The 19,719-nt window shown below is 68.9% G+C and carries 15 protein-coding genes; 11 read left to right on the plus strand and 4 right to left on the minus strand.

The genetic code is table 11. From position 1 onward, the window contains the following. Positions 1–144: 144 nt before the first annotated feature. Positions 145–1,866, minus strand: a complete 1,722-nt coding sequence (locus ACN267_RS22745; protein ID WP_421489607.1) for a hypothetical protein — start codon at positions 1,864–1,866, stop codon at positions 145–147. Between the two features lie 535 nt (positions 1,867–2,401). On the opposite strand from ACN267_RS22745, the gene ACN267_RS22750 reads away from it, so the two are divergent. Further along, on the plus strand, positions 2,402–2,674 hold the full coding sequence (locus ACN267_RS22750; protein ID WP_421490481.1) for a PadR family transcriptional regulator: 273 nt from the start codon (positions 2,402–2,404) through the stop codon (positions 2,672–2,674). Then, on the plus strand, positions 2,671–3,327 hold the full coding sequence (locus ACN267_RS22755; protein ID WP_421489608.1) for a cell division protein SepF: 657 nt from the start codon (positions 2,671–2,673) through the stop codon (positions 3,325–3,327). Before ACN267_RS22750 ends, ACN267_RS22755 begins: the two co-directional genes overlap by 4 nt. A gap of 590 nt (positions 3,328–3,917) precedes the next feature. Here ACN267_RS22755 and ACN267_RS22760 read toward each other — a convergent pair. After that, positions 3,918–4,415, minus strand: coding sequence for an NUDIX domain-containing protein (locus tag ACN267_RS22760; protein ID WP_281901113.1), 498 nt, complete (start codon positions 4,413–4,415; stop codon positions 3,918–3,920). Between the two features lie 25 nt (positions 4,416–4,440). After that, positions 4,441–5,664 carry a helix-turn-helix domain-containing protein gene (locus ACN267_RS22765; protein WP_421489609.1) on the minus strand — a complete coding sequence of 408 codons (1,224 nt, stop codon included), beginning with the start codon at positions 5,662–5,664 and terminating at the stop codon, positions 4,441–4,443. A 383-nt stretch (positions 5,665–6,047) separates the two neighbouring features. Between ACN267_RS22765 and ACN267_RS22770 the strand changes: the two genes are divergently transcribed. The 6 genes from ACN267_RS22770 (at position 6,048) to ACN267_RS22795 (ending at position 10,826) form a co-directional block, all read left to right on the plus strand. Further along, a complete protein-coding gene (locus tag ACN267_RS22770; RefSeq protein WP_281901116.1) occupies positions 6,048–6,308 on the plus strand; it encodes a hypothetical protein in 261 nt (86 codons plus the stop codon). Between the two features lie 22 nt (positions 6,309–6,330). Continuing rightward, on the plus strand, positions 6,331–6,576 hold the full coding sequence (locus ACN267_RS22775) for a hypothetical protein (RefSeq protein ID WP_281901118.1): 246 nt from the start codon (positions 6,331–6,333) through the stop codon (positions 6,574–6,576). 359 nt (positions 6,577–6,935) lie between these two features. After that, entirely contained in the window at positions 6,936–7,748 is an 813-nt protein-coding gene (locus ACN267_RS22780) for an HAD family hydrolase (protein ID WP_421489610.1), read from the plus strand. A 296-nt stretch (positions 7,749–8,044) separates the two neighbouring features. Further along, on the plus strand, positions 8,045–8,938 hold the full coding sequence (locus ACN267_RS22785; protein ID WP_421489611.1) for a hypothetical protein: 894 nt from the start codon (positions 8,045–8,047) through the stop codon (positions 8,936–8,938). Beyond that, complete coding sequence (locus ACN267_RS22790) at positions 8,935–10,299, plus strand: methyltransferase (RefSeq protein WP_281901154.1); 1,365 nt, start codon at positions 8,935–8,937, stop codon at positions 10,297–10,299. Before ACN267_RS22785 ends, ACN267_RS22790 begins: the two co-directional genes overlap by 4 nt. Beyond that, positions 10,194–10,826: a TetR/AcrR family transcriptional regulator gene (locus ACN267_RS22795; protein ID WP_421489612.1), complete on the plus strand. Its 633-nt coding sequence runs from the start codon at positions 10,194–10,196 to the stop codon at positions 10,824–10,826. The genes ACN267_RS22790 and ACN267_RS22795 overlap by 106 nt, the downstream gene beginning before the upstream one ends. Positions 10,827–10,872: 46 nt before the next feature. On the opposite strand, the gene ACN267_RS22800 is transcribed toward ACN267_RS22795, so the two are convergent. Beyond that, positions 10,873–11,619, minus strand: a complete 747-nt coding sequence (locus ACN267_RS22800) for an oxidoreductase (protein ID WP_421489613.1) — start codon at positions 11,617–11,619, stop codon at positions 10,873–10,875. A 215-nt stretch (positions 11,620–11,834) separates the two neighbouring features. On the opposite strand from ACN267_RS22800, the gene acs reads away from it, so the two are divergent. From acs to ACN267_RS22815, 3 genes are all read left to right on the plus strand, one after another. After that, on the plus strand, positions 11,835–13,799 hold the full coding sequence (gene acs, locus ACN267_RS22805) for an acetate--CoA ligase (protein ID WP_421489614.1): 1,965 nt from the start codon (positions 11,835–11,837) through the stop codon (positions 13,797–13,799). Between the two features lie 226 nt (positions 13,800–14,025). Further along, a complete protein-coding gene (locus ACN267_RS22810; RefSeq protein ID WP_239485283.1) occupies positions 14,026–16,821 on the plus strand; it encodes an immune inhibitor A domain-containing protein in 2,796 nt (931 codons plus the stop codon). A 372-nt stretch (positions 16,822–17,193) separates the two neighbouring features. Further along, a complete protein-coding gene (locus ACN267_RS22815) occupies positions 17,194–19,587 on the plus strand; it encodes an immune inhibitor A domain-containing protein (RefSeq protein ID WP_204958962.1) in 2,394 nt (797 codons plus the stop codon). Positions 19,588–19,719: the final 132 nt, after the last annotated feature.

Raw genomic sequence — 19,719 nt, forward strand, 5'->3', positions numbered from 1 at the left:
TGCGGGTCGGTCGGTTGCTGTACATCGCTGCGGTACTGCTCGGTTCCGCTCGCGGGTCCGGCCGGCCAGAACCTGCGGCCTTGGGGGTTAGTTCCCGGCCCGGCTTGCAGAGTGGTCGCTATCCTCACAGCCGCACCAGTGGCATCACTCAGAAGAGTTCGATTCAGTGGGCGGCTCGCCTGCAACGAAACGCATCAAAAAAGATTCTCCAGCAGACGGCGTCAGGCGGTACTCAACCTTGCCATCGTCCCGACTGGTCCGGGTCGTCTTGACCTCATGAGCGAAGAATCTCCTCCAGCCAAGTTGAACGGGCTGCTGATTCAACAGCAGGACAAGAGGTTCCACCCCGGTAATTCCAGCGTGGTCACCGTCCTCCAGCTGAGCATCTTGGTCAAATACGAGCGAATACCCACGGTATTGAACGTGCACTTCCTCGCCTCGCAAGATGGCGGCAGCACGGATAATCCGCAGCGCATCCAATCTAGAGAGCTCAGACAACGAGGGCACGGCTACCTGAACAACGGTATGCTGCTGCAACTCCTGCAATGCCTCGACAAGCCGGAGAATTCCGTTCTCTTGTTCTTCACGAGGAGCAGCTATCTCGATGACGCTGTTACCAGGAGGGCCGTATTGGTTAGCCAGTCGAACTCGATTCGGTTCATGCATCGCGTCGACGACCCGCAAGGCCGGCAAGATCGCCGAGGGATGGAGCCCCGACGCGTCCCCTAACTCCAAATCGAACTTGCCGGCTCTCGTTTCAAGATCCACTTGGAATCTGAGCATAAGAAACCCACTGGCGTCGGCGGCTTGCACACTCATCCCCTGCCCTCCAAGCCCATAGGTTGGCTTCTTGAGGAATACTTCAACCTCCGCCAAAACAACATCCGCAGGATCTATTACCTGTAGCCGGATGGGACGAGGTGGGACTGCCAAGTCTTCCACGGTCGGACCCACGGTGAACGTACCCGCATCCAGCTCCCCTCCTAGCCCGCCGGGCGCCGAGATGACGAACCCAGATCCGAGATCAAGCCTAGAGAAATGCGCGCCATATCGATGGAATTCCTCTAAAGCTTTCGCCTCATCGGTCCCAGCGGGAGCACTCAAGACACCCTGGATAGTAATAGGCGAATCCCTCACCGCTTCCGCATACCGCGCATAAACATCAAAGGTTACGAAACATCCCTCTTTACCCTCTGCGTGAGTAAATACCAATCCGGGCTTGTACGACCCGGGGAACTCCGGCAGGGAGGGAGAAACAGAGAAGGCATACCGATAATGCGGGTCGAACTTGTTAAGAGCTTCGTACAATTGGGATAGTCCGCTGCGCACTCCGTCCGCGGTAATTGGAGCAGACGAGCTGGCACGCTCGGCAGCGACAAGCGTTCCAGTTGCGGCTGCTACTTGCCGCACCGTCTCAGCCAGGCGCTCGGCACCATCGCCAAAGTAGTACTCGATCACGTCTGGAAACTCCGCAGCGAGTCCATCCAAGTATGCACGCCCTTTCCAGCCGCAGGCAAAGGGCGCACCTTTCGTCAGTTCCTCGAACCAAACAAGGTTTTCCTTCGTGGGATCGATCGGGACCAGGAGATTCCATTCGGCAATCTTCATGCCAACCTCAGCCGCATACTCCTGGACGCGCTTGAAGGAGTGCTCCACTTTACTTTTTCGGGAAGCCGTCATATTCCCGGTGTAGCCTTTAACTTGAAAGACTGTCCACCCGTCCCCATTTCGGACTCGAATGTCGATTCCGCCATCACCGACCGATGCTCGAACCCGCTCGGCGCTGGGATGACGACGGCACACCGTCACCGCCGCCACAGTCTCGATGAGATCGCCGGACTTCTCGGTCCACACCACAGCCGTCATGAAGTCAGTGTGGTGCATGCCCAAGTGGTCAGCGACCCTGGTTACCGACGGTCTGGACAGCCGCCGACGGGGATACGGCTCAGTGCTCCTAGACGCCTCCAGCGATCGACCGCTGGTAGCAAACCTTCGACTCCGAGGAGCGTCAGCGCCTCACCCCGAGCCCGCCGAAGATGACGAAGGCCCGAGGGCTCCGGACCAGGACAGGACTACCAGCCTCGGCATTGCAAAGATCAAGCCCGCTGTCAGCCAACGTCGGTGACTGCTGCTGACCTGCTCGCCGCGTCGTCCACTGTCGCCCGCAGACCGGGTGCGTCGGCGGGCTTGGCTGTACGGATGGCTGTACCTCATGTTGGACCTCGCCCTCTCTGCGCCCCAGCGACAGCGACAGCGACATAGATCAGCGAGAGTATTTGCAGCTCATCGACTATGTAGAAGTTCTGCTATCGTGGACCCCATGAAAGTCACAGTTGTCGTTGCGACGGTCTTGAGTGTCTTCTTGAGCGATCCCGACCACGAGTGGTACGGGTTAGAGCTCATGCGGGAGACCGATTTGCCGTCCGGGACGCTCTACCCGGTGCTCGCTCGGATGGAGGCCGAGGGGTGGTTGGTCTCGGAGCGTGAGCCTGCGAAGGCCCACGGAGAGGGGAGGCCGCGTCGCCGGTACTACACGTTGACCGAACTCGGACGATCCACGGGGGCCGGTCAGCTCGCCCAGGTGATGCAGCGTCTACAACCTAAGCCCGCATCCGCTCGCTTCAGACCCGCCCTGGCGCCCATAGCTGGCTTGACCGCTGGACGGCTCGCGTGACTGTGGAGGAAGTGCTGTTGACCGGCGGTTCGGCCCTGCTGGTCTTCTTGGGCAGCGTTCTTGTCAGACTCATGGGCAAGGAGGTTGAGAGTCTCCTTGGCGCGTTCCCTGTGTTGCTGCTACGACTTGCCCGCCGTCGAGTACCGCATGGGATCCGCGATGATCTTTACGAGGAGTGGCTCGCGGAACTGGCAGAGGCGCTGCATGGCAAGAGTGAACGTCCCCTGACTCGACTGTGGCTTGGTCTGCGTTTCTCGTCCGGGTTGCTCCGGTCTGCCGGCGAAGTTGGCCGCGCTCTTAACCTGATCCGCAACCGGTCAGACGAGGCGGCGTCGGAGGCTGCGCCCGTTCCTGTTCCTGCTGCTGGTGATCTCTCAGAAATTGATGAGCACCTCGCCCAAGGGGTGTGGAACGCCACACTGATCACGCCGACGACATACCGTGCGGCGCGGGAGATCGGGCAGGCTTTCAGGGACGGTAATCGCGTGGTAATTGACCTGACCAAGATCGAGGAATACCAGGCGCGGAGGCTCGTTGACTTCTCGGCAGGCCTCTGCTTCGCCCAGCGTGGAACGATCGAGCGCGTCACGAATCGGGTTTTCCTCCTCGCCCCTCCGCCTGATCAGCCTGAGCAGCCGCTCTTGAGCGCCTAACGCGCCTTCTGCCATCCCGTCTGCCGCCGACCCACACACCGTGGAGCGGGCCAGGGCCAGGGTGACAAGGTGGAGCGCCCTACCGGACGTACGACCTTGTCACCCTGGCCCTGGCCCGCTCGGCTTGCCTGGGTCGGTGGCTGGCGGGATGGCATCCCACCTCAACCACCCACGACCGGAACCGTTCGGCAACTCCATCTCGGAGTCGTCTGGCCCCCGCCGGAGGCACAGCTCTAACCCGTACCTCTTCCTCACCCCACCACCCCCACACCCACCTCCACCCCTTCCCCACACTGGGCCTGAGCGACCGTGCGGAACCGTTCGGCAACTTCGTCCGCCGCGGTTGGCCTGCCGGATCTCGTGCTGCTTCGGGGTCACCGGCATCCAGGTGGAAGGTGTCCGCCTGGCCCTGGTCGTCCTTCGAGACTCGTCACCGGGTCACTTCACTGACCCAGGTGTGACGCGCGGGGCGGGGCGTGGGGTTCGGGCCGGTTGATTTTCCGCCCCGGCGCCGTAGGCGGCCGGGGCGGCGGCTCCGCAGGAGCCGTTTGCCGCGCCCCGGCCCGCGCCGCGCGGAGCGCGCTTGATCCCTACTGAGATTGTTTCGGCAACGTGGTGTCTAGCGGCGCAGTGCCGTGCTCCGCATAGGTGGGGTTGCTGCCGTTGCGCGCTGCGATCGCTGTACGGAGCCTGCGGGCCAGTCGCGGCGGCCCGTGCCGGTCCAAGTCCTCCGGTGTCACGTAGCGCCACTCGGTGAGTTCTCCGTCGACGAAGCGGATGGCCTGTTCCTGCTTCGTGGTGAGAGGTCCGGCGTCGAAAATGAAGAGGAGCTTGTCTCCTTCGCCCTCGGCGGGTGCCCAGTCGACGACGAGCATGGGGCCGACGGCGATGGTGAGGCCGAGTTCTTCCTCGATCTCCCGTACGCACGCGGTGCGCGGGGACTCGCCGGGTTCGACGTAGCCGCCGGGGATGTCCCAGTGGTCCTTGTAGCTGGGGCGTACGAGGAGCACGCGGCCCTCAGCGTCGAAGAAGAGGGCGCCTGCGGCGACGCGTGGGGTTGCCACGGGTGGCATCTCGTTGGTCGTCACCTGGGCAGCGTAGACGGGGCTGCGGTCAGTCGAGCACCTTGAGTCGCTGGGCCAGTCCGACGAGTTCGGCGGTGGGCTTGCCGCGCTGGCGGCGTATCCAGGTGAGGGCGAGTTGGCGGCTGAGGAAGTGGTGGCGGACCTGTTCGGGTGCCATCTGTTCGGCGTCGAGTAGGGCGGCTTGGGCGTCGTCGAGGCGGTTCCAGGAGCTGTAGGCGCGGGCGACTTCGAGGGCGTGGCGTACCCGGCGTTCCATGGGTAGGCCGGTGGTGTCGACGCGGGGGCCGAGGTCGATGGCGACTTGGAGGTCGCCCAGTTCGGCGGCGGTGGCGACGCGGTGGATGGCGACGTTGGTGGGGCCGAACGCGGTCCACAGGTGGTTGGCGTCGGCTCCGAGCTGGTTCGCGGCGTGGTCGGCGGCGGCGAGGAAGGTGCGGGTGGTGGCGGCGTCGTTGGCGCGGGCGGCGGCCATGGAGCCGGACAGGAACAGGGTGCCGTGGACGGAGAGCAGTTCCGGCGTGGCCTGCGTGAGGTGGGGCTCCAGGTAGCCGGCGGCGTCCTCGGTGAGGCGGACAGCTTCGACGTATCGGCCGGTGGCGTGCAGGGCGTGGCCGACGGAGCGGAACAGGCTGCCGGTGATGAGCGGGTCGCCGGTGGGTCGGACGGCGGCCAAACCTCGGTCGGCGGCGATCCAGGCGAGGTCGCTCTCGCCGAGCTTGGTGAGCTGGGTGGCGGCGAGTTGGTACGTCAGACCGAGGAGTCGGCGGGCGTGGTCCTGGTCGTCGCCGTGGTGGTGGTCGGCGGCGGCCCGGGCGCGGTGGAGCAGGTCGGGCAGGCGGCTGGTGACGTACCCGAAGCGGGAGTCCTGGTAGGCGTCCCAGAGTGCGCCGACGTCCTTCTTGAGTGCGGCGACGCTCGGGGGTTCCTGGTCCGGGCCGTTGGTGAAGGGGCCGAGGGCGCGGTAGTTCATCAGGGCGGCGCGGAGTGCGGGGACGGTGGCGGTGCCGCTGTCGCTGGTCCAGTCGAGCAGGGCGGGTTCGCCGAGCAGGTCACCGAGGGGCACGTCCAGGACTTCGGCGAGGGCCTTGATGACGGAGAGCCGGTCCAGCTCGATGCGGTTGTTCTCGACCTTGCCCAGCCAGTCGGCGGTACGGCCGATGAGTCCGGCCAGGACTTCTTGGGACAGGCCGCGTCGGTAGCGGTACCAGGCGACGCGTTCGCCGATGGTCAGGTTGTTCGTTCTCCCGCGCATCGGTCCACTGTCTCCCCTCAGTCTGCCGTGACCCCGGAAGGATTTTCCGGGTCGGTGGGTGGTTCGTGCCACAACCTGTCTGCATGACGGGGCTGAACGCATCGACCAACTGCCGATCCTGCTCGGACGTGGGCTGGAAGTACACCCTTGCCCGCACCGCCCTCCGGGGCGTGGCGCGGGGGGCTGAGCGGACGCGTTCCCTGGCCCGGCGGTCCTGCCTGGACTGTTCGGGTTCCGGTCGTACGGCGTCGTGCTGAGGCTGGCCCGGGGTGGGTGCTGGTGTGGGGCGGCGGCCCGAACGCCGTCCCGTGAATGGCCCGCCTACCCCGGTGCCTCGCGCCCCGCTGCCGCATCGGCTGGGTGTGCCCGCGCCGGGTGACCTGGTGTTGATCGACCGCCGGGCGTCGGTGCAGTTCATCGGCGACCGGGCGTTGTGGTTGCGGGTGACGTCGGTCGACGACAGACCCACCTATGACGGGTGGGTGTGGCTCACCGGCTACTCGATCAACCGGGCCACCGGAGAGGCGTTGGCACGGCGTGAGGTCTTCGTGCGGATCGCCGGCCTTCAACTTCTGCCACGGACGACAGCGAGCACGCCGCCGCGTAGGAACGCGGGACCGGTCAGGAGGGGACGCGGTGTTTGATGTTCGGGTTCGGCTCGGTGCGGTGTTGGAGATCAGTGCGGCGGAGCGGTTGATGCCGTCGGACGGGCCGGTCACGTTGTGGGTGACCGGGGTCCGGCTGGTGGCCCACCGCCCTCCCCATGACGAGTGGATCTGGGTGGAGGGGCTCAGGCTCGACCGGACCGGTCGGCGGGGCCAACAGGCGCAGATCCTGGTCCGCGCGAGCAGACTCCTGCTGACGATGGGCGGGGCAGCCGAGGACGTACGGCATGGTCAACCGGGCACCTGAGATTCGCGACGGCAATCTGCCCGGGAGCGCTTCCATGGGAAAGGGACGACCCCCGTCGGGGGGAGACGGGGGTCGTCGAATGGTTCGGCTCCGGGGGGGTTGAGCCGAACCGGCCCGGCGGTCACGGGGGGTGCGACCGCCGAGGGTCTCTCAGCTTTCCGGCACATGAATCGTTGTCGTGAGGACAAGTCTGCCCGAGCGGACTGTTCACGTCGAGTGTTGTCGACCCCACTCATTGCGAAATTATGTTCGGAGCGTGTGACTGCGATCACGTTGAGCATTCGTGGCCGGAGTGCTCGCGCAGGTCGAGTGGCGTATGGACCCAGGGTGCCCGCCGACCCCACCGCATCGGACTAGACTTGCGCGCCGTGGGCCGAAGTGCCGCTTTCTTCGATCTGGACAAGACCGTCATCGCCAAGTCGAGCGCCTTGGCATTCGGTCGGCCGTTCTACCGGGACGGGCTGATCACACGACGGGACGTCGTGAAGTCGGCGTACGCGCAGCTGATGTTTCGGCTGGGCGGCACCGACGAGCAGACCATGGCCAGGACCAGGGATTATCTCGCCGCGCTCTGCAAGGGTTGGCGGGTGGAACAGGTCCGTCAGATCGTCGCGGAGACGCTCCACGAGCTGATCAACCCCTACGTGTACGCCGAGGCCGCCGCGCTGATCGAGGAGCACCAGGCGGCCGGCCGGGACGTCGTGCTGGTCTCCGCCTCCGGCGAGGAGATGGTCCGGCCGATCGGCGCACTGCTCGGGGTGACCGACGTGATCGCCACCCGGATGAGCGTGCAGGACGGCCGCTACAGCGGCGAGGTGGAGTTCTACGCGGCCGGTCCGAGCAAGGTCGAGGCGGTCAACGAGCTGGCCGCCGCCCGGGACTACGACCTGGCCGACTCGTACGCCTATTCCGACTCGTACAGTGACCGGCCGTTGCTGGAGTGCGTGGGGCATCCCAGCGTGGTCAATCCGGACCGGGCGCTGCGCCGGCTCGCGGTGGAGAACGCCTGGCCGGTGCTGGAGTTCCGGCATCCGATCCCGCTGGGCCGGCGGCTGCGGGAGCGGCCGGCCGTCCCGGTGGCCGCGGCGGCGCTGGGCGTCGGTGTCGGGGTGGCGATCGGTATCGCCTGGTACGGGCGGCACCGCCGTACCCGCGCCGTACAGGCCGCCTGACGAACCTGGCCACCGGGCGACCTGACCGGCCCCACCTGACCAGCCCCGGTCACCCGGCCGGACAGCCCACCTCACCGTCGAGGCACACCGGCCGGTCCCACCGTCGCCGACCGCACCCGCCGTCGCCGACCGCACCGCCCGCCGGGTCGACCGCCGGGACATCTGCACCGCAGCCGCACCCGAAGTGACGACCGGCACCCACCACGCAGCACTTTCCCTGCCTACCCCCGATTGAGCGATCGCTCAAACACGCCTATGCTCGATTTTGAGCAGATGCTCAAAACTGGGAGGCATGGATGAACGAGCAGGACCGACCGCCCCGACGGACCGCCGCGAACTGGGTGCTCGCCGGCCTGATCTCGGTCTTCGGGCTGCTGGTCTTCATCGCCACCGTGCGCGACGGGCGGGCCGACAGCGCCCTGCTCTTCGTGCTGCTCCCGACGACCCTCGCCGCCGCGCTCGCCCTGCTGCCCGGCCGTACCGCGCACGGCCGGGTCTTCGTGATCACCACGGTCGCCCTGCTGCTGGCGGCGGTCGCGCTGCACGAGGGAGCGATCTGCGTCATCCTCGCCGCCCCACTTGTCTACGCGGTATCCCACGGAACCACCGCCCTGATCCGCGCGCTGCGCGACGCTTCCCGCCCGTACGCCGTCATCGCGGTGCCGTTGCTGCTCCTGCCGGGACTGGAGGGCAGCGGACCGGCACCTCGGATCGCACCCGACCAGTCCGTCCAGGTGGTCCAGGTGGTGGAGCTGCCGGCCGACCAGGTGGCCGCCCGGCTCGCCGCCGGCCCCCGCCCCGTACCGGTGCGCTCGGTGCCGCTGCGGCTGCTCGGCGTGCCCACCCCAGGCCAGGTCAGCGGGGACGGGCTCGACCCGGGTGACAGGTGGATGTTCGGCTACCACGGCAGCGCGCACGGCCCCGGCGGCCACCTGCTCGCCGAGGTGGAGACGGTGGGGGCGCAGCGGGTCGGATTCCGGTTCGTCGAGGACAGCTCGATCACCGCGCGCTGGTTCCGGTGGCGGCACGCCACGCTGAGCTGGCGGGCCGTCGACCAGCGGCACACCGAGGTGCGCATCCGGGTGGACTACACCCGGGGGCTCGACCCCTCCTGGTACTTCGGGCCGATCCAGCAGGTCCTGCTCGGGGCGGGAACGGGACACCTGCTGGACATGATGGCGCTGCGATGATCGCCGCCCGTTACCTCAGCCTGGCGGTGCCGCTGCTGGCCGTGCTCGCCGCCGCCCGGGTCGACCGGAGCCGCGCCGGTCGGGCCGCGGCGCTGCTGGCCTTCCTGGCCGCCGGCATCGGCATCGCCGCCCTCGACGAGCTGGCCCGGCGCACCGGTTGGTACACGTTCGCCCCGGTCCGGGGGAGCTACCGGGGGATGCCTGTCGACCTGTGGATCGGCTGGGCCGTGCTCTGGGGTCCGCTGCCCGTGCTGCTGCGCCGGGCCCTCCCGGTGCCGCTGGCGCTGGGCCTGCTGCTCTGGGTCGACGCGGTGGCCATGCCGGCGCTGCACCCACTGGTCCGGCTCGGCCCGCACTGGCTGGTCGGCGAGTTGGTCGGCCTGCTCGTGGTGGCCCTGCCGGCGCAACTGCTCGGTCGCTGGTGTGCCGACCGGCGGCGCCTGGCGGCACGCGCGCTGCTCCAGGTCGGGGTCTTCGCCGCCCTGCTGCTGTGGTTCGTCCCCGGCCTGGCCTTCGAGGTAGGCGACGGGTCATGGGCGGCGGTCACCGGGCTGCCCCGGCCCGTCCTGCTGCTCCTCGCCCAGGTGGCGCTGGTACTGGCCGCCCCGGCGCTGGCCGCGGTCCGCGAGTTCGTCACCCACGGCGGGGGCACGCCGTACCCGTGGGACCCGCCCGTGCGGCTGGTCACCACCGGGCCGTACGCCTACCTGGCCAACCCGATGCAGGCCGCCGCCGTGGCCCTGCTGCTGCTCACCGCCGCGCTCACCCGCAGCTCCGCGCTGGTGCTGGCGGCGGTGGTGGCGGTCGCCTTCAGCGTGGCGGTGGCCCGCCCGCACGAGGAACACGACCTGGCCGACCGGCACGGCGGGGCGTGGCACGCGTACCGGAGGCAGGTCAGGGACTGGTGGCCGCGTCGGCGGCCCTACCACGCGGGGCCGCCGGCGGTCCTGTTCCTCGACGACGCCTGCGGTCCGTGCGCGGCGACCTGGCGGTTCGTCGCCCGTCGCCGCCCGGTGGGGCTGCTGGTCCGGCCCGCCGCCGACGCCGAGGGGGTGTTGTGGCGGGCGGCGTACGTCGACGGCGACGGCCCGGCGGAACGGGGGGTGGCCGCCGTCGCCCGCGCCCTCGGGCACCTGCACCTCGGCTGGGCGGTGGTCGGCTGGACCCTGCGGCTGCCCGGGGTCGGCTGGCTGGCGCAGCTGGTGACCGATGCGATGATCGCACCACCGCATCCGGCGGGCCCACGAGGAGGACGATGTCCGGCACCAAGCAGCGCCTCCTGGACGGCGCCATCACCGCCATCCGTACGCACGGCATCGCCGGCGTGTCCGCCCGCACCATCGCCGCCGCCGCCGGGGTGAACCAGGCGCTGGTCTTCTACCACTTCGGCACGGTCGACGAGCTGCTGACGGCGGCCTGCCGGGCCAGCACCGCCGACCGGCTCGCGCACTGGTCGGCCCGGCTGGCCGGGGTGGGCTCGCTACGGGAACTGCTCGCCGTCGGGCAGGAGCTGCACGAGCAGGAACGCGAGCTGGGCAACGTCTCCTTCCTGGCCCAGATGCTGGCCGGGGCGCAGACCGACGAGCGGCTCGCCGCGCCCACCGCCGCCGCGCTCCAACTCTGGGTGGACGAGATCGAGTCGGTGCTGCGACGGCTGCTCGCCGGTTCCCCGTTCGCCGAGATCGCCGACGTTCCCGGCCTGGCCCGGGCCGTCTGCGCCGCGTTCGTCGGGCTGGAACTCTATGACGGGGTGGACCGGGCGGGCGTGCAGCGGGCGATGGCGGCGCTCGACCAGCTCGCCGTGCTCATCGAGATCGTCGACGACCTCGGGCCGATCGCCAGGCGGGCGCTGCGTTCCCGGGTGAACCGGGCCACCCGCCGGGACTGACCGCGCACCCGGCACCGGTCGGGGTCGGGTACGCAGACGGCACCGGTCAGGCGGCGGCGATGATCTCGTCGCCGACGACGGTGAGCTGGTCCGCGCCCACCTCGACGGCGCTCAGGTAGTGCCGCAGCCAGGAGCGCAGGCCGTCGGGGGTGCCGGTGGCGAAGGCCCCGGCCGCGCCGACGTACTCGGGTTGCCGTTCCCGGTGACCGACGTCGACGGCGACCAGGCCGCGCGGGTCGAACCCCCGGGACATCAGCACCAGCCGGGCGGCGGCGCGGGCCACCACCCCGGACGGGCCGGCGAAGGGCCGCAGGTTGAGCAGCTCGCCGTGCACCACGGCGGCGAGGAGCAGCGGGGAGACCGTCGTCCCGCCGGCGACCAGCCCGGCCAGCCCGTCGAGCCGGGCGGCCACCACCGGGTCGGTGACCGGCCGCCCCAGCTCCGCCTCGGTGACGACGTCCCGGGCGGCGAGCACGTGCAACCGGGCCAGCGCCTGCCGGGGGGCCTTCGGCCACAGCTCGGTCAACCCGGGCAGTGCCCCGGCCACCCGTAGCGCCCCCTGGAGCACCGGTTCGGTGACGGTGCCGGCGCGGACGGCCTCGCGCTCGTGGTCGTACCCCTCCAGGGCGGCGCTGGCCACCGCGCTGCGCAGGCCGACCTCGGCCGCGACCTGGCCACCGTGGCGGCGCAGCGCGCGGTGCCGCATCGCCTGGTCGACCCGCTCGCGGGCCCGCTCGACGGCGGGGGCGATGTCGGCGAGCGCGAGCAGCGGGGCGAGCGGATCGGTGGTCACCCCGCCACGCTAGCGACCGGGTGACTCCGGGGCGGATGCCACCCGCCGGGCCGGCCTCGGGTCCGATCCTGATCAGGGTGGGAGGGGCGGGCCGTCGAGCGCGCCGGGACGGCCGCTGAGCGCGCCGGCCGGCATCGGGGGTGTCGCGGTCCCGAGCTGCCCGGACTAACCTCGGCCGGGTAGAGACGCAGGTCACCCGACGAAGGAGTCACCGCATGAGCGAGGCCTTGGCCAACCTGCTGAACGAGACGCGCCAGTTCCCGCCGCCGGCCGCACTCGCCGCCCAGGCCAACGTCACCGCCGGCGCGTACGACGAGGCCGGCGCGGACCGGCTCGCCTTCTGGGAGCGGCAGGCCGGCCGGCTGGCCTGGGCCAGGCCGTGGGACGAGGTGCTCGACTGGTCGAACCCGCCGTTCGCGAAGTGGTTCGTCGGCGGCCAGCTCAACGTGGCGTACAACTGCCTGGACCGGCACCTGGAGGCCGGCAACGGCGACCGGGTGGCGATCCACTGGGAGGGCGAGCCGGGTGACACCCGCACCCTCACCTACGCCGACCTGCACCGGCTGACCTGCCAGGCGGCGAACGCGCTGACCGACCTGGGCGTGGTCGCCGGTGACCGGGTGGCGATCTACCTCCCGATGATCCCCGAGGCGGCGGTGGCGATGCTGGCCTGCGCCCGGATCGGCGCGACCCACAGCGTGGTCTTCGGCGGCTTCTCCGCCGACGCGCTGAGCAACCGGATCCAGGACGCGAGCGCCAAGGTGGTGATCACCGCCGACGGCGGCTACCGGCGGGGCAAGCCGTCGGCGCTGAAGCCGACCGTGGACGAGGCGGTGGCGAACTGCCCGTCGATCGAGCACGTGCTGGTGGTCAGGCGCACCGGCGAGGAGGTCGCCTGGTCGGCGAAGGACCACTGGTGGCACGAGACGGTCGAGACGGCGTCGGCGGAACACGTCGCGCAGCCGTTCGACGCCGAGCACCCGCTGTTCATCCTCTACACCAGCGGCACCACGGCCCGCCCGAAGGGCATCCTGCACACCACCGGCGGCTACCTCACCCAGGCCGCGTGGACGGCGCACGCGGTGTTCGACCTGAAGCCTGCGACCGACGTCTACTGGTGCACCGCCGACATCGGCTGGGTCACCGGGCACTCCTACATCGTGTACGGGCCGCTGGCCAACGGCGCGACCCAGGTGATGTACGAGGGCACCCCGGACACCCCGCACAAGGGCCGGTTCTGGGAGATCGTCGACAAGTACAAGGTCAGCATCCTCTACACCGCGCCGACGCTGATCCGCACCATGATGAAGTGGGGCGAGGACATCCCGGCGGGCTTCGACCTGTCGTCGCTGCGCCTGCTGGGCAGCGTCGGCGAGCCGATCAACCCGGAGGCGTGGATGTGGTACCGGCAGCACGTCGGCCGGGACGAACTGCCGATCGTGGACACCTGGTGGCAGACCGAGACCGGCGCGATCATGATCTCCCCGCTGCCCGGGGTGACCGCGGCCAAGCCGGGTTCGGCGATGACCCCGCTGCCCGGCGTCGTCGCCGACGTGGTGGACGACCAGGGCCAGTCGGTGCCCAACGGCGGGGGCGGCTACCTGGTGCTGCGCGAGCCGTGGCCGTCGATGCTGCGCACCATCTGGGGCGACGACAGCCGGTTCATCGAGACGTACTGGTCCCGGTTCGAGGGGATGTACTTCGCCGGTGACGGGGCGAAGAAGGACGACGACGGGCACATCTGGCTGCTCGGCCGGGTCGACGACGTGATGCTGGTGTCCGGGCACAACATCTCCACCACCGAGGTGGAGTCGGCGCTGGTGTCGCACCCGGCGGTGGCCGAGGCGGCGGTGGTCGGCGCGACCGACCCGACCACCGGGCAGGCGATCGTCGCGTTCGCCATCCCGCGCGGCACCGCCGACACCTCGGGCGAGGCGGGTGAGCAGCTCATCGCCGAGCTGCGCAACCACGTGGCGAAGACGCTCGGCCCGATCGCCAAGCCCCGGCAGATCATGCTGGTGCCGGAGCTGCCGAAGACCCGCTCCGGCAAGATCATGCGCCGGTTGCTGCGGGACGTGGCGGAGAACCGGTCGCTGGGTGACGTCACCACGCTCCAGGACTCCTCGGTGATGGAGCTGATCTCCTCCGGGCTCAGCGGCGGGAAGTCCGACGAGGACTGACGACAGCCGTACCCGACGGTGGGTGCCGGTCCGCGAGGGCCGGCACCCACCGTCTTTTTAGGGGTACGAATCGGTCGGTAGGCCGAGCCGACTCGGGCTGAACGGGCAGAGGCACCGTCGCCCCCTTCCGGGTGAGAACCCTTCTCATTTAGGTTCAGCGATATCGACTGGGCTCGACAGAGGTCTCACCGGCGATCCCTTTCCCATGCCCGAGAAACGGAGTGGCATGAACATTCTCCCGTCCACCAGGGCACGTCGACGAATCCTCGTCGCGTTGCCCGCCCTCGCTCTCGTCGCCTCGTCACTGACCGTGACCGGCAGTGCGGCGGCCCAACCTGCCGGGCCGGCCACACCGACCCGGATCGGGGCCGACGAGCACTACCTCAACTACGCCGAGCCGGAGGTGCAGCCGGACACCGCGGGTAAGGAGGTCCGGGGCGCCGACGGGATCCGCACCCCGGCGGCGGACGAGGCCCGCGCGTACGACCGCAAGTTCGCCGGCGGCAACCCGCTGGCCGCCCGGGAACTGGCCCGTAACGAGGCGCGGGCGATCCGGACCGGGCAGAGCCCGCGCGCGTTCAAGAAGGCCAAGAGCACCCAGACGGCCAAGCTGCTCACCCTGCTGGTCGAGTTCAACGACCAGGCCAACGACGACTTCACCGGGGTGATGGTCCCCAAGACGGTGTTCGAGGACCGCACCTGCGTGCCCGGCACCGTCCAGAACGGACCAAAGCACAACAACATCCCCAACCCGGCGACCCTGCCGCACGAGGACAACAACTCGATGTGGGTGCCGGACTTCTCGCCGGCCCACTTCGACAAGATGCTCTACACCAAGCAGGGCATCACCGAGCGGGTCCGTAAGGACCTCAAGGGACCGGACGGCAAGAAGGGCATCGACCTGTCCGGCCGCACCATGCACAACATGTACCTGGAGATGTCCAAGGGCGCGTACACGGTGGACGGGCAGGCCAGCCCGTGGATCACCGTGCCGCACTCGGAGGGCTGGTACGCGGCCTCGCGCTGCTTCCAGGACGAGACCGGCGCCTGGGTCGCCGGCCGGCAGCAGGCGATGAACGGCCACCCGGACAACCCGCAGGGCGCGGGGCGGCTCGCCACCGACGCGATCGACGCGCTGGCCGCGAGCGACCCCGACTTCCCGTGGGCCGACTACGACATCGAGGACCAGGGTGACCGGGACGGCGACGGCAACGTCAACGAGCCGGACGGCGTGATCGACCACCTGGTCCTGGTGCACGCCGGTCAGGGCAAGTCCCGCGGCGGCGGCGACCAGGGTGTGTACGCGGTCTGGGCGCACTCCTCCACGGTCGCCGGCGGCTACACCATCCCCGGCACCAACCTGAAGGTGTCCAACTACATCGTGCAGCCGGAGGACGCCGGGGTCGGGGTCTTCGCCCACGAGTTCGGTCACGACCTGGGCCTGCCGGACCTCTACGACACCTCGGGCAACGCCGACTCGGACGTCGACTTCTGGGACCTGATGGCGTCCGGCTCGCACACCGGTGAGATCTTCCAGGCCCTGCCCACCCACATGGGCATCTGGGACAAGTGGGTGCTGGGCTGGGCCGATCCGCTGACCATCGCCCCTGGCACCCGGAACCGGACGGCGACGCTCGGGCAGACCTCGCGGACCCCGGTGGGCACCCAGGACGGCATCAAGATCGACCTGCCGGACAAGGTGGTCACCCTCGCCCAGCCGCACAGCGGCACCGGGATGTGGTACAGCGGCGCCGACCAGGCCTGGGCCGACGTCAAGCTCAGCCGGCAGGTGGCCGTCCCGGCCGCCGCCGACGCGAAGTTCTGGATGTGGAACAACTACGTCATCGAGGACGACTGGGACTACGGCTTCGTCGAGGTCTCCACCGACGGCGGGGCCACCTGGACCGAGCAGAAGGTCTACGACGAGGCCGGCGCACTGGTCTCCACCAACGACGGTTACGCCGACCCGAACGGCCGCATGGTCGACTTCGGCAACAAGAAGTACGGCCTGACCGGCAGCACCGCCGGTTGGCGGCACGACTGGGTCGACCTGTCGGCGTACGCCGGGACGACCGTGCAGGTGCGGCTGCGGTACGCCACCGACGAGGCGTTCCAGGAGCGGGGCTGGTTCGTCGACGACCTCTCGGTCACCGGCGGCGGGGCCACCACGTTCAGCGACAACGTGGAGAGCGGCACGAACGGCTGGACGCTGACCGGTGGCACCTTCACCGACACCACCGGCGCGGGCTGGCACATCGACCCGGGCACCCAGGTCAAGGCGCAGTACTACCTGGCGGAGTGGCGCAACTTCGACGGCTTCGACATGGGCCTGAAGTACGCCTACGACACCATCTACTCGCACGAGGCGTGGAAGGTCGACCGGATCTCGTACAACGCGCCGGGCATGCTGGTCTGGTACCGGGACACGATGCTGGGCGACGTCAACCACGTCACCGGGCAGATGACCGCGCTGCCCAGCTACGGGGCCAAGGGTGGGTTGCTGATTGTGGACTCGCACTACGACCCGCTGCGGCGTACCGGTGAGGCGGCGGCGAAGGACCCGTCGGTGCTGGACAACCTGCCGAGCCGGCCGCAGTCGGCGAACGCGGCGTTCTCGCTGAACCCGACCTACCCGTTCACCGAGTGCCTGGAGGCGGCAGACGAGCCGTACAGCGCGTACTGCACCAAGTTCCCGCGGCAGCACCCGGTGTCGGGCTTCAGTGACGCCAAGGGCTGGTACCCGGGCATCGAGATGCGCGACGGTTCGCCGTACGCCCGGGACAACGACGCCTCGGTGGTCGTCCCGTCGCGGGGCAACAAGCCGTACACCACCCGGGTGGTGAACCCGGACGGCACGCCGGCCACCGAGTTCTACGGCGTGACGCTGGGCGGTGGGGCGATCGTGCTCGGCACCGGCAACCCCTCGGACTCGAAGGTCCGCAACGGGGTCTCCATCAAGATCGAGTCGGCCGCGCCGGACAACTCCTACGCGGTTGTCCGGATCACTCCGGCGAAGTACTGAAGTCACGCGTCGGGTACGCCCGGCGATGCGGTGGTAAGGGTCAGTAACTGACTGATTCGGTGAACGGTGGGCCGTCGGCGGACATGCCGGCGGCCCACCGTTTCCTGCATCTCGGCAACGGAATCGAAATACGTCACTACGATTCTCGACGGGGCCGTCCGCGCTGCTCATGACCGTTGGTGAACATCCGGTGTGTGACGGTGAAAAGCGTTCCCATCAAAATCTTGCAACAAATCGACGCGCACGTCTTCCCACCCGTCCCGGCAGTGTCTATGTTCACCATGGGTCCCACTAGTGGGACGTCCCATGCCGGCCCGTACCCCCGTTGGGCCGGTTCCCTCACACCGGAGGTACCACGTGCGCAAAGTCGCAGTGGGTCTGCTCGGGCTCTCGCTGACGGCGACAGGTCTGGTGACGGGTACGTCCGCCAGCGCTGCGCCGACGCCGAAGCTCCCGACGGCCGCCCCGTCGATCGCTGAGCCCGCCAACGCGGACCACGATCTGCCCAACCCGCTCGAAACCAAGCGGCGGGCACTGCGCCAGGAGGGCCTCAGCGAGGTCCTTTCCGGCAAGGCGAAGGCGCAGAAGATCAACGGCAGCACGGTCGTCAAGGTGGGCAAGACCCAGGCTGCGGGGCGGAGCAACGCCCGGACGACGGCCTCGGGCGTCGCCCAGACGCAGGACCAGTACGTCGAGCTCGGCCGCGAGCAGACCGACAAGATCTTTGTGATCCTCGCGGAGTTCGGCAACGAGCGGCACCCGAGCTACCCGGACCAGGACACGGCCCCGGCCGTCCCCGGCCCGACCCGGTTCGACGGGCCGCTGCACAACGAGATCCCGGCCCCCAACCGGGCGGTGGACAACTCCACCGTCTGGCAGGCCGACTACAACGCCGACTACTACCGGAAGCTGTACTTCGGCACCGGGCAGGGCGACGAGTCGCTGAAGCAGTACTACGAGGCCCAGTCCTCGGGTCGCTACAGCGTCGACGGCGAGGTCACCGACTGGGTCAAGGTGAAGTACAACGAGGCCCGGTACGGCCGCTCCAACGGCTACCCGTGCGCCTCGAACGTCTGCAACAACACCTGGGCCCTGGTCCGGGACGCCGCCAACCAGTGGGTCGCCGACCAGAAGGCGGCCGGCCGCACCGACGCCCAGATCGCCGCCGACGTCAAGTCGATGGACCAGTGGGACCGGTACGACTTCGACGGTGACGGCGACTTCAACGAGCCGGACGGCTACATCGACCACTTCCAGATCGTCCACTCCGGCGGCGACCAGGCCGACGGTGACCCGATCCAGGGTGAGGACGCCATCTGGAGCCACCGGTGGTACGCCTTCGCCAGCGACCAGGGCAACACCGGCCCGGCGAACTTCCCGGCCGGCGGCACCCAGATCGGCAACACCGGCGTCTGGATCGGCGACTACACGATCCAGCCGGAGAACGGTGGCCGGAGCGTCTTCTACCACGAGTACGGTCACGACCTCGGTCTGCCGGACGACTACAACGTCATCAACAGCGGTGACAACAACAACGAGCACTGGACCCTGATGGCCCAGAGCCGGCTCGGTGCCAAGAACGACGGTGGCATCGGCGAGCGCGGCGGCGACCTCGGCGCGTGGAACAAGCTCCAGCTCGGCTGGCTCGACTACGAGGTCGTGGTGGCCGGTCAGCAGAAGACCCTCAACCTGGGCCCGCAGGAGTACAACTCCGACAAGGCGCAGGGTGCCGTGGTCGTGCTGCCGCAGCGGGAGTACAGCTTCCAGAACGGCAAGCCGTTCGAGGGGACGAAGCAGTTCTTCTCCGGCAACGACGACGACCTGAACACCACGATGACGCGGACGATCGACCTCACCGGGAAGACCAGCGCCGCGCTCACCATGAAGGGTCGTTACGCGATCGAGGCGGACTACGACTACCTCTTCTTCGAGGCCAGCACCGACGGCGGCCAGACCTGGTCCACCCTGCCGGGTACCGCCAACGGCAAGGCCCTCAAGGAGATCTCCCCCGGGCGCTTCGCCCTGGATGGCTCCAGCAACGGCCAGTGGGTCGACGTCAACATCCCGATGAACGCCGCGGCCGGCAAGGTGGTGCAGTTCCGGCTGCGTTACCAGACCGACGGTGGTGTCTCTGAGGGCGGCTTCTACGGTGACGCGATCACCATCACCGCCGACGGGCAGACCGTGCTCACCGACGGTGCGGAGGCCGGTGCCGCCGGTTGGACCCTGAACGGGTTCAGCATCGTGGCCGAGACCTACATCCGCAAGTTCGACAACTACTACATCGCCGGCAACCGGTCGTACGTGTCGTACGACCAGTACCTCAAGACCGGCCCGTACTACTTCGGTTACGCGAACAGCCGCCCGGACTACGTGGACCACTACGCGTACCAGGAGGGTCTGCTGATCTCCTACTGGAACCTCCGGTGGGCCGACAACGACACCTTCGACCACCCGGGCGAGGGTCGGAACATGATCATCGACGCGCACCCGGAGCCGCTGTACAACCTGACCGGTGCCCCGTGGCGGGCCCGCGTCCAGGTGTACGACGCGCCGTTCAGCCTGAAGAAGGCGGACTCGTTCACGCTGCACATCAACAGCGTGCCGCAGTACGTCCGCGGCCAGGCCGCGCAGCCGCTGTTCGACGACACCAAGCAGTACTGGTACCCGGAGCTGCCGAACCACGGCGTCAAGCTCCCGGCCACCGGCACCAAGATCAAGGTTGTGGAGCAGAACGGCACCTCGCTGAAGGTCCGCTTCTCCTGATCCGCTGATCAGCGCACCACCTGCTGTACCCGATGCCCGGGCAGGACTCCTGCCCGGGCATCGGCCCGTCCGGGGCCGGCCGGATGCCGCTGCGCCGCCGCCGTGGCAGGCTGGCTCTGCGCGTACCCGTGG

Origin of the sequence: Micromonospora sp. WMMD734, from assembly GCF_049178975.1 — a bacterium.
In the GTDB taxonomy this organism is placed as follows: Bacteria; Actinomycetota; Actinomycetes; order Mycobacteriales; family Micromonosporaceae; genus Micromonospora; species Micromonospora wenchangensis.

What these genes read in the sequence shown, in the direction of transcription:
- ACN267_RS22745 (WP_421489607.1), bottom strand. Translation starts at nt 1,866, where the DNA reads ATGACGGCTGTGGTGTGGACCGAGAAGTCCGGCGATCTCATCGAGACT.
- acs (WP_421489614.1), top strand. Translation starts at nt 11,835, where the DNA reads ATGAGCGAGGCCTTGGCCAACCTGCTGAACGAGACGCGCCAGTTCCCG.
- ACN267_RS22750 (WP_421490481.1), top strand. Translation starts at nt 2,402, where the DNA reads ATGCGGGAGACCGATTTGCCGTCCGGGACGCTCTACCCGGTGCTCGCT.
- ACN267_RS22795 (WP_421489612.1), top strand. Translation starts at nt 10,194, where the DNA reads ATGTCCGGCACCAAGCAGCGCCTCCTGGACGGCGCCATCACCGCCATC.
- ACN267_RS22765 (WP_421489609.1), bottom strand. Translation starts at nt 5,664, where the DNA reads ATGCGCGGGAGAACGAACAACCTGACCATCGGCGAACGCGTCGCCTGG.
- ACN267_RS22785 (WP_421489611.1), top strand. Translation starts at nt 8,045, where the DNA reads ATGAACGAGCAGGACCGACCGCCCCGACGGACCGCCGCGAACTGGGTG.
- ACN267_RS22810 (WP_239485283.1), top strand. Translation starts at nt 14,026, where the DNA reads ATGAACATTCTCCCGTCCACCAGGGCACGTCGACGAATCCTCGTCGCG.
- ACN267_RS22790 (WP_281901154.1), top strand. Translation starts at nt 8,935, where the DNA reads ATGATCGCCGCCCGTTACCTCAGCCTGGCGGTGCCGCTGCTGGCCGTG.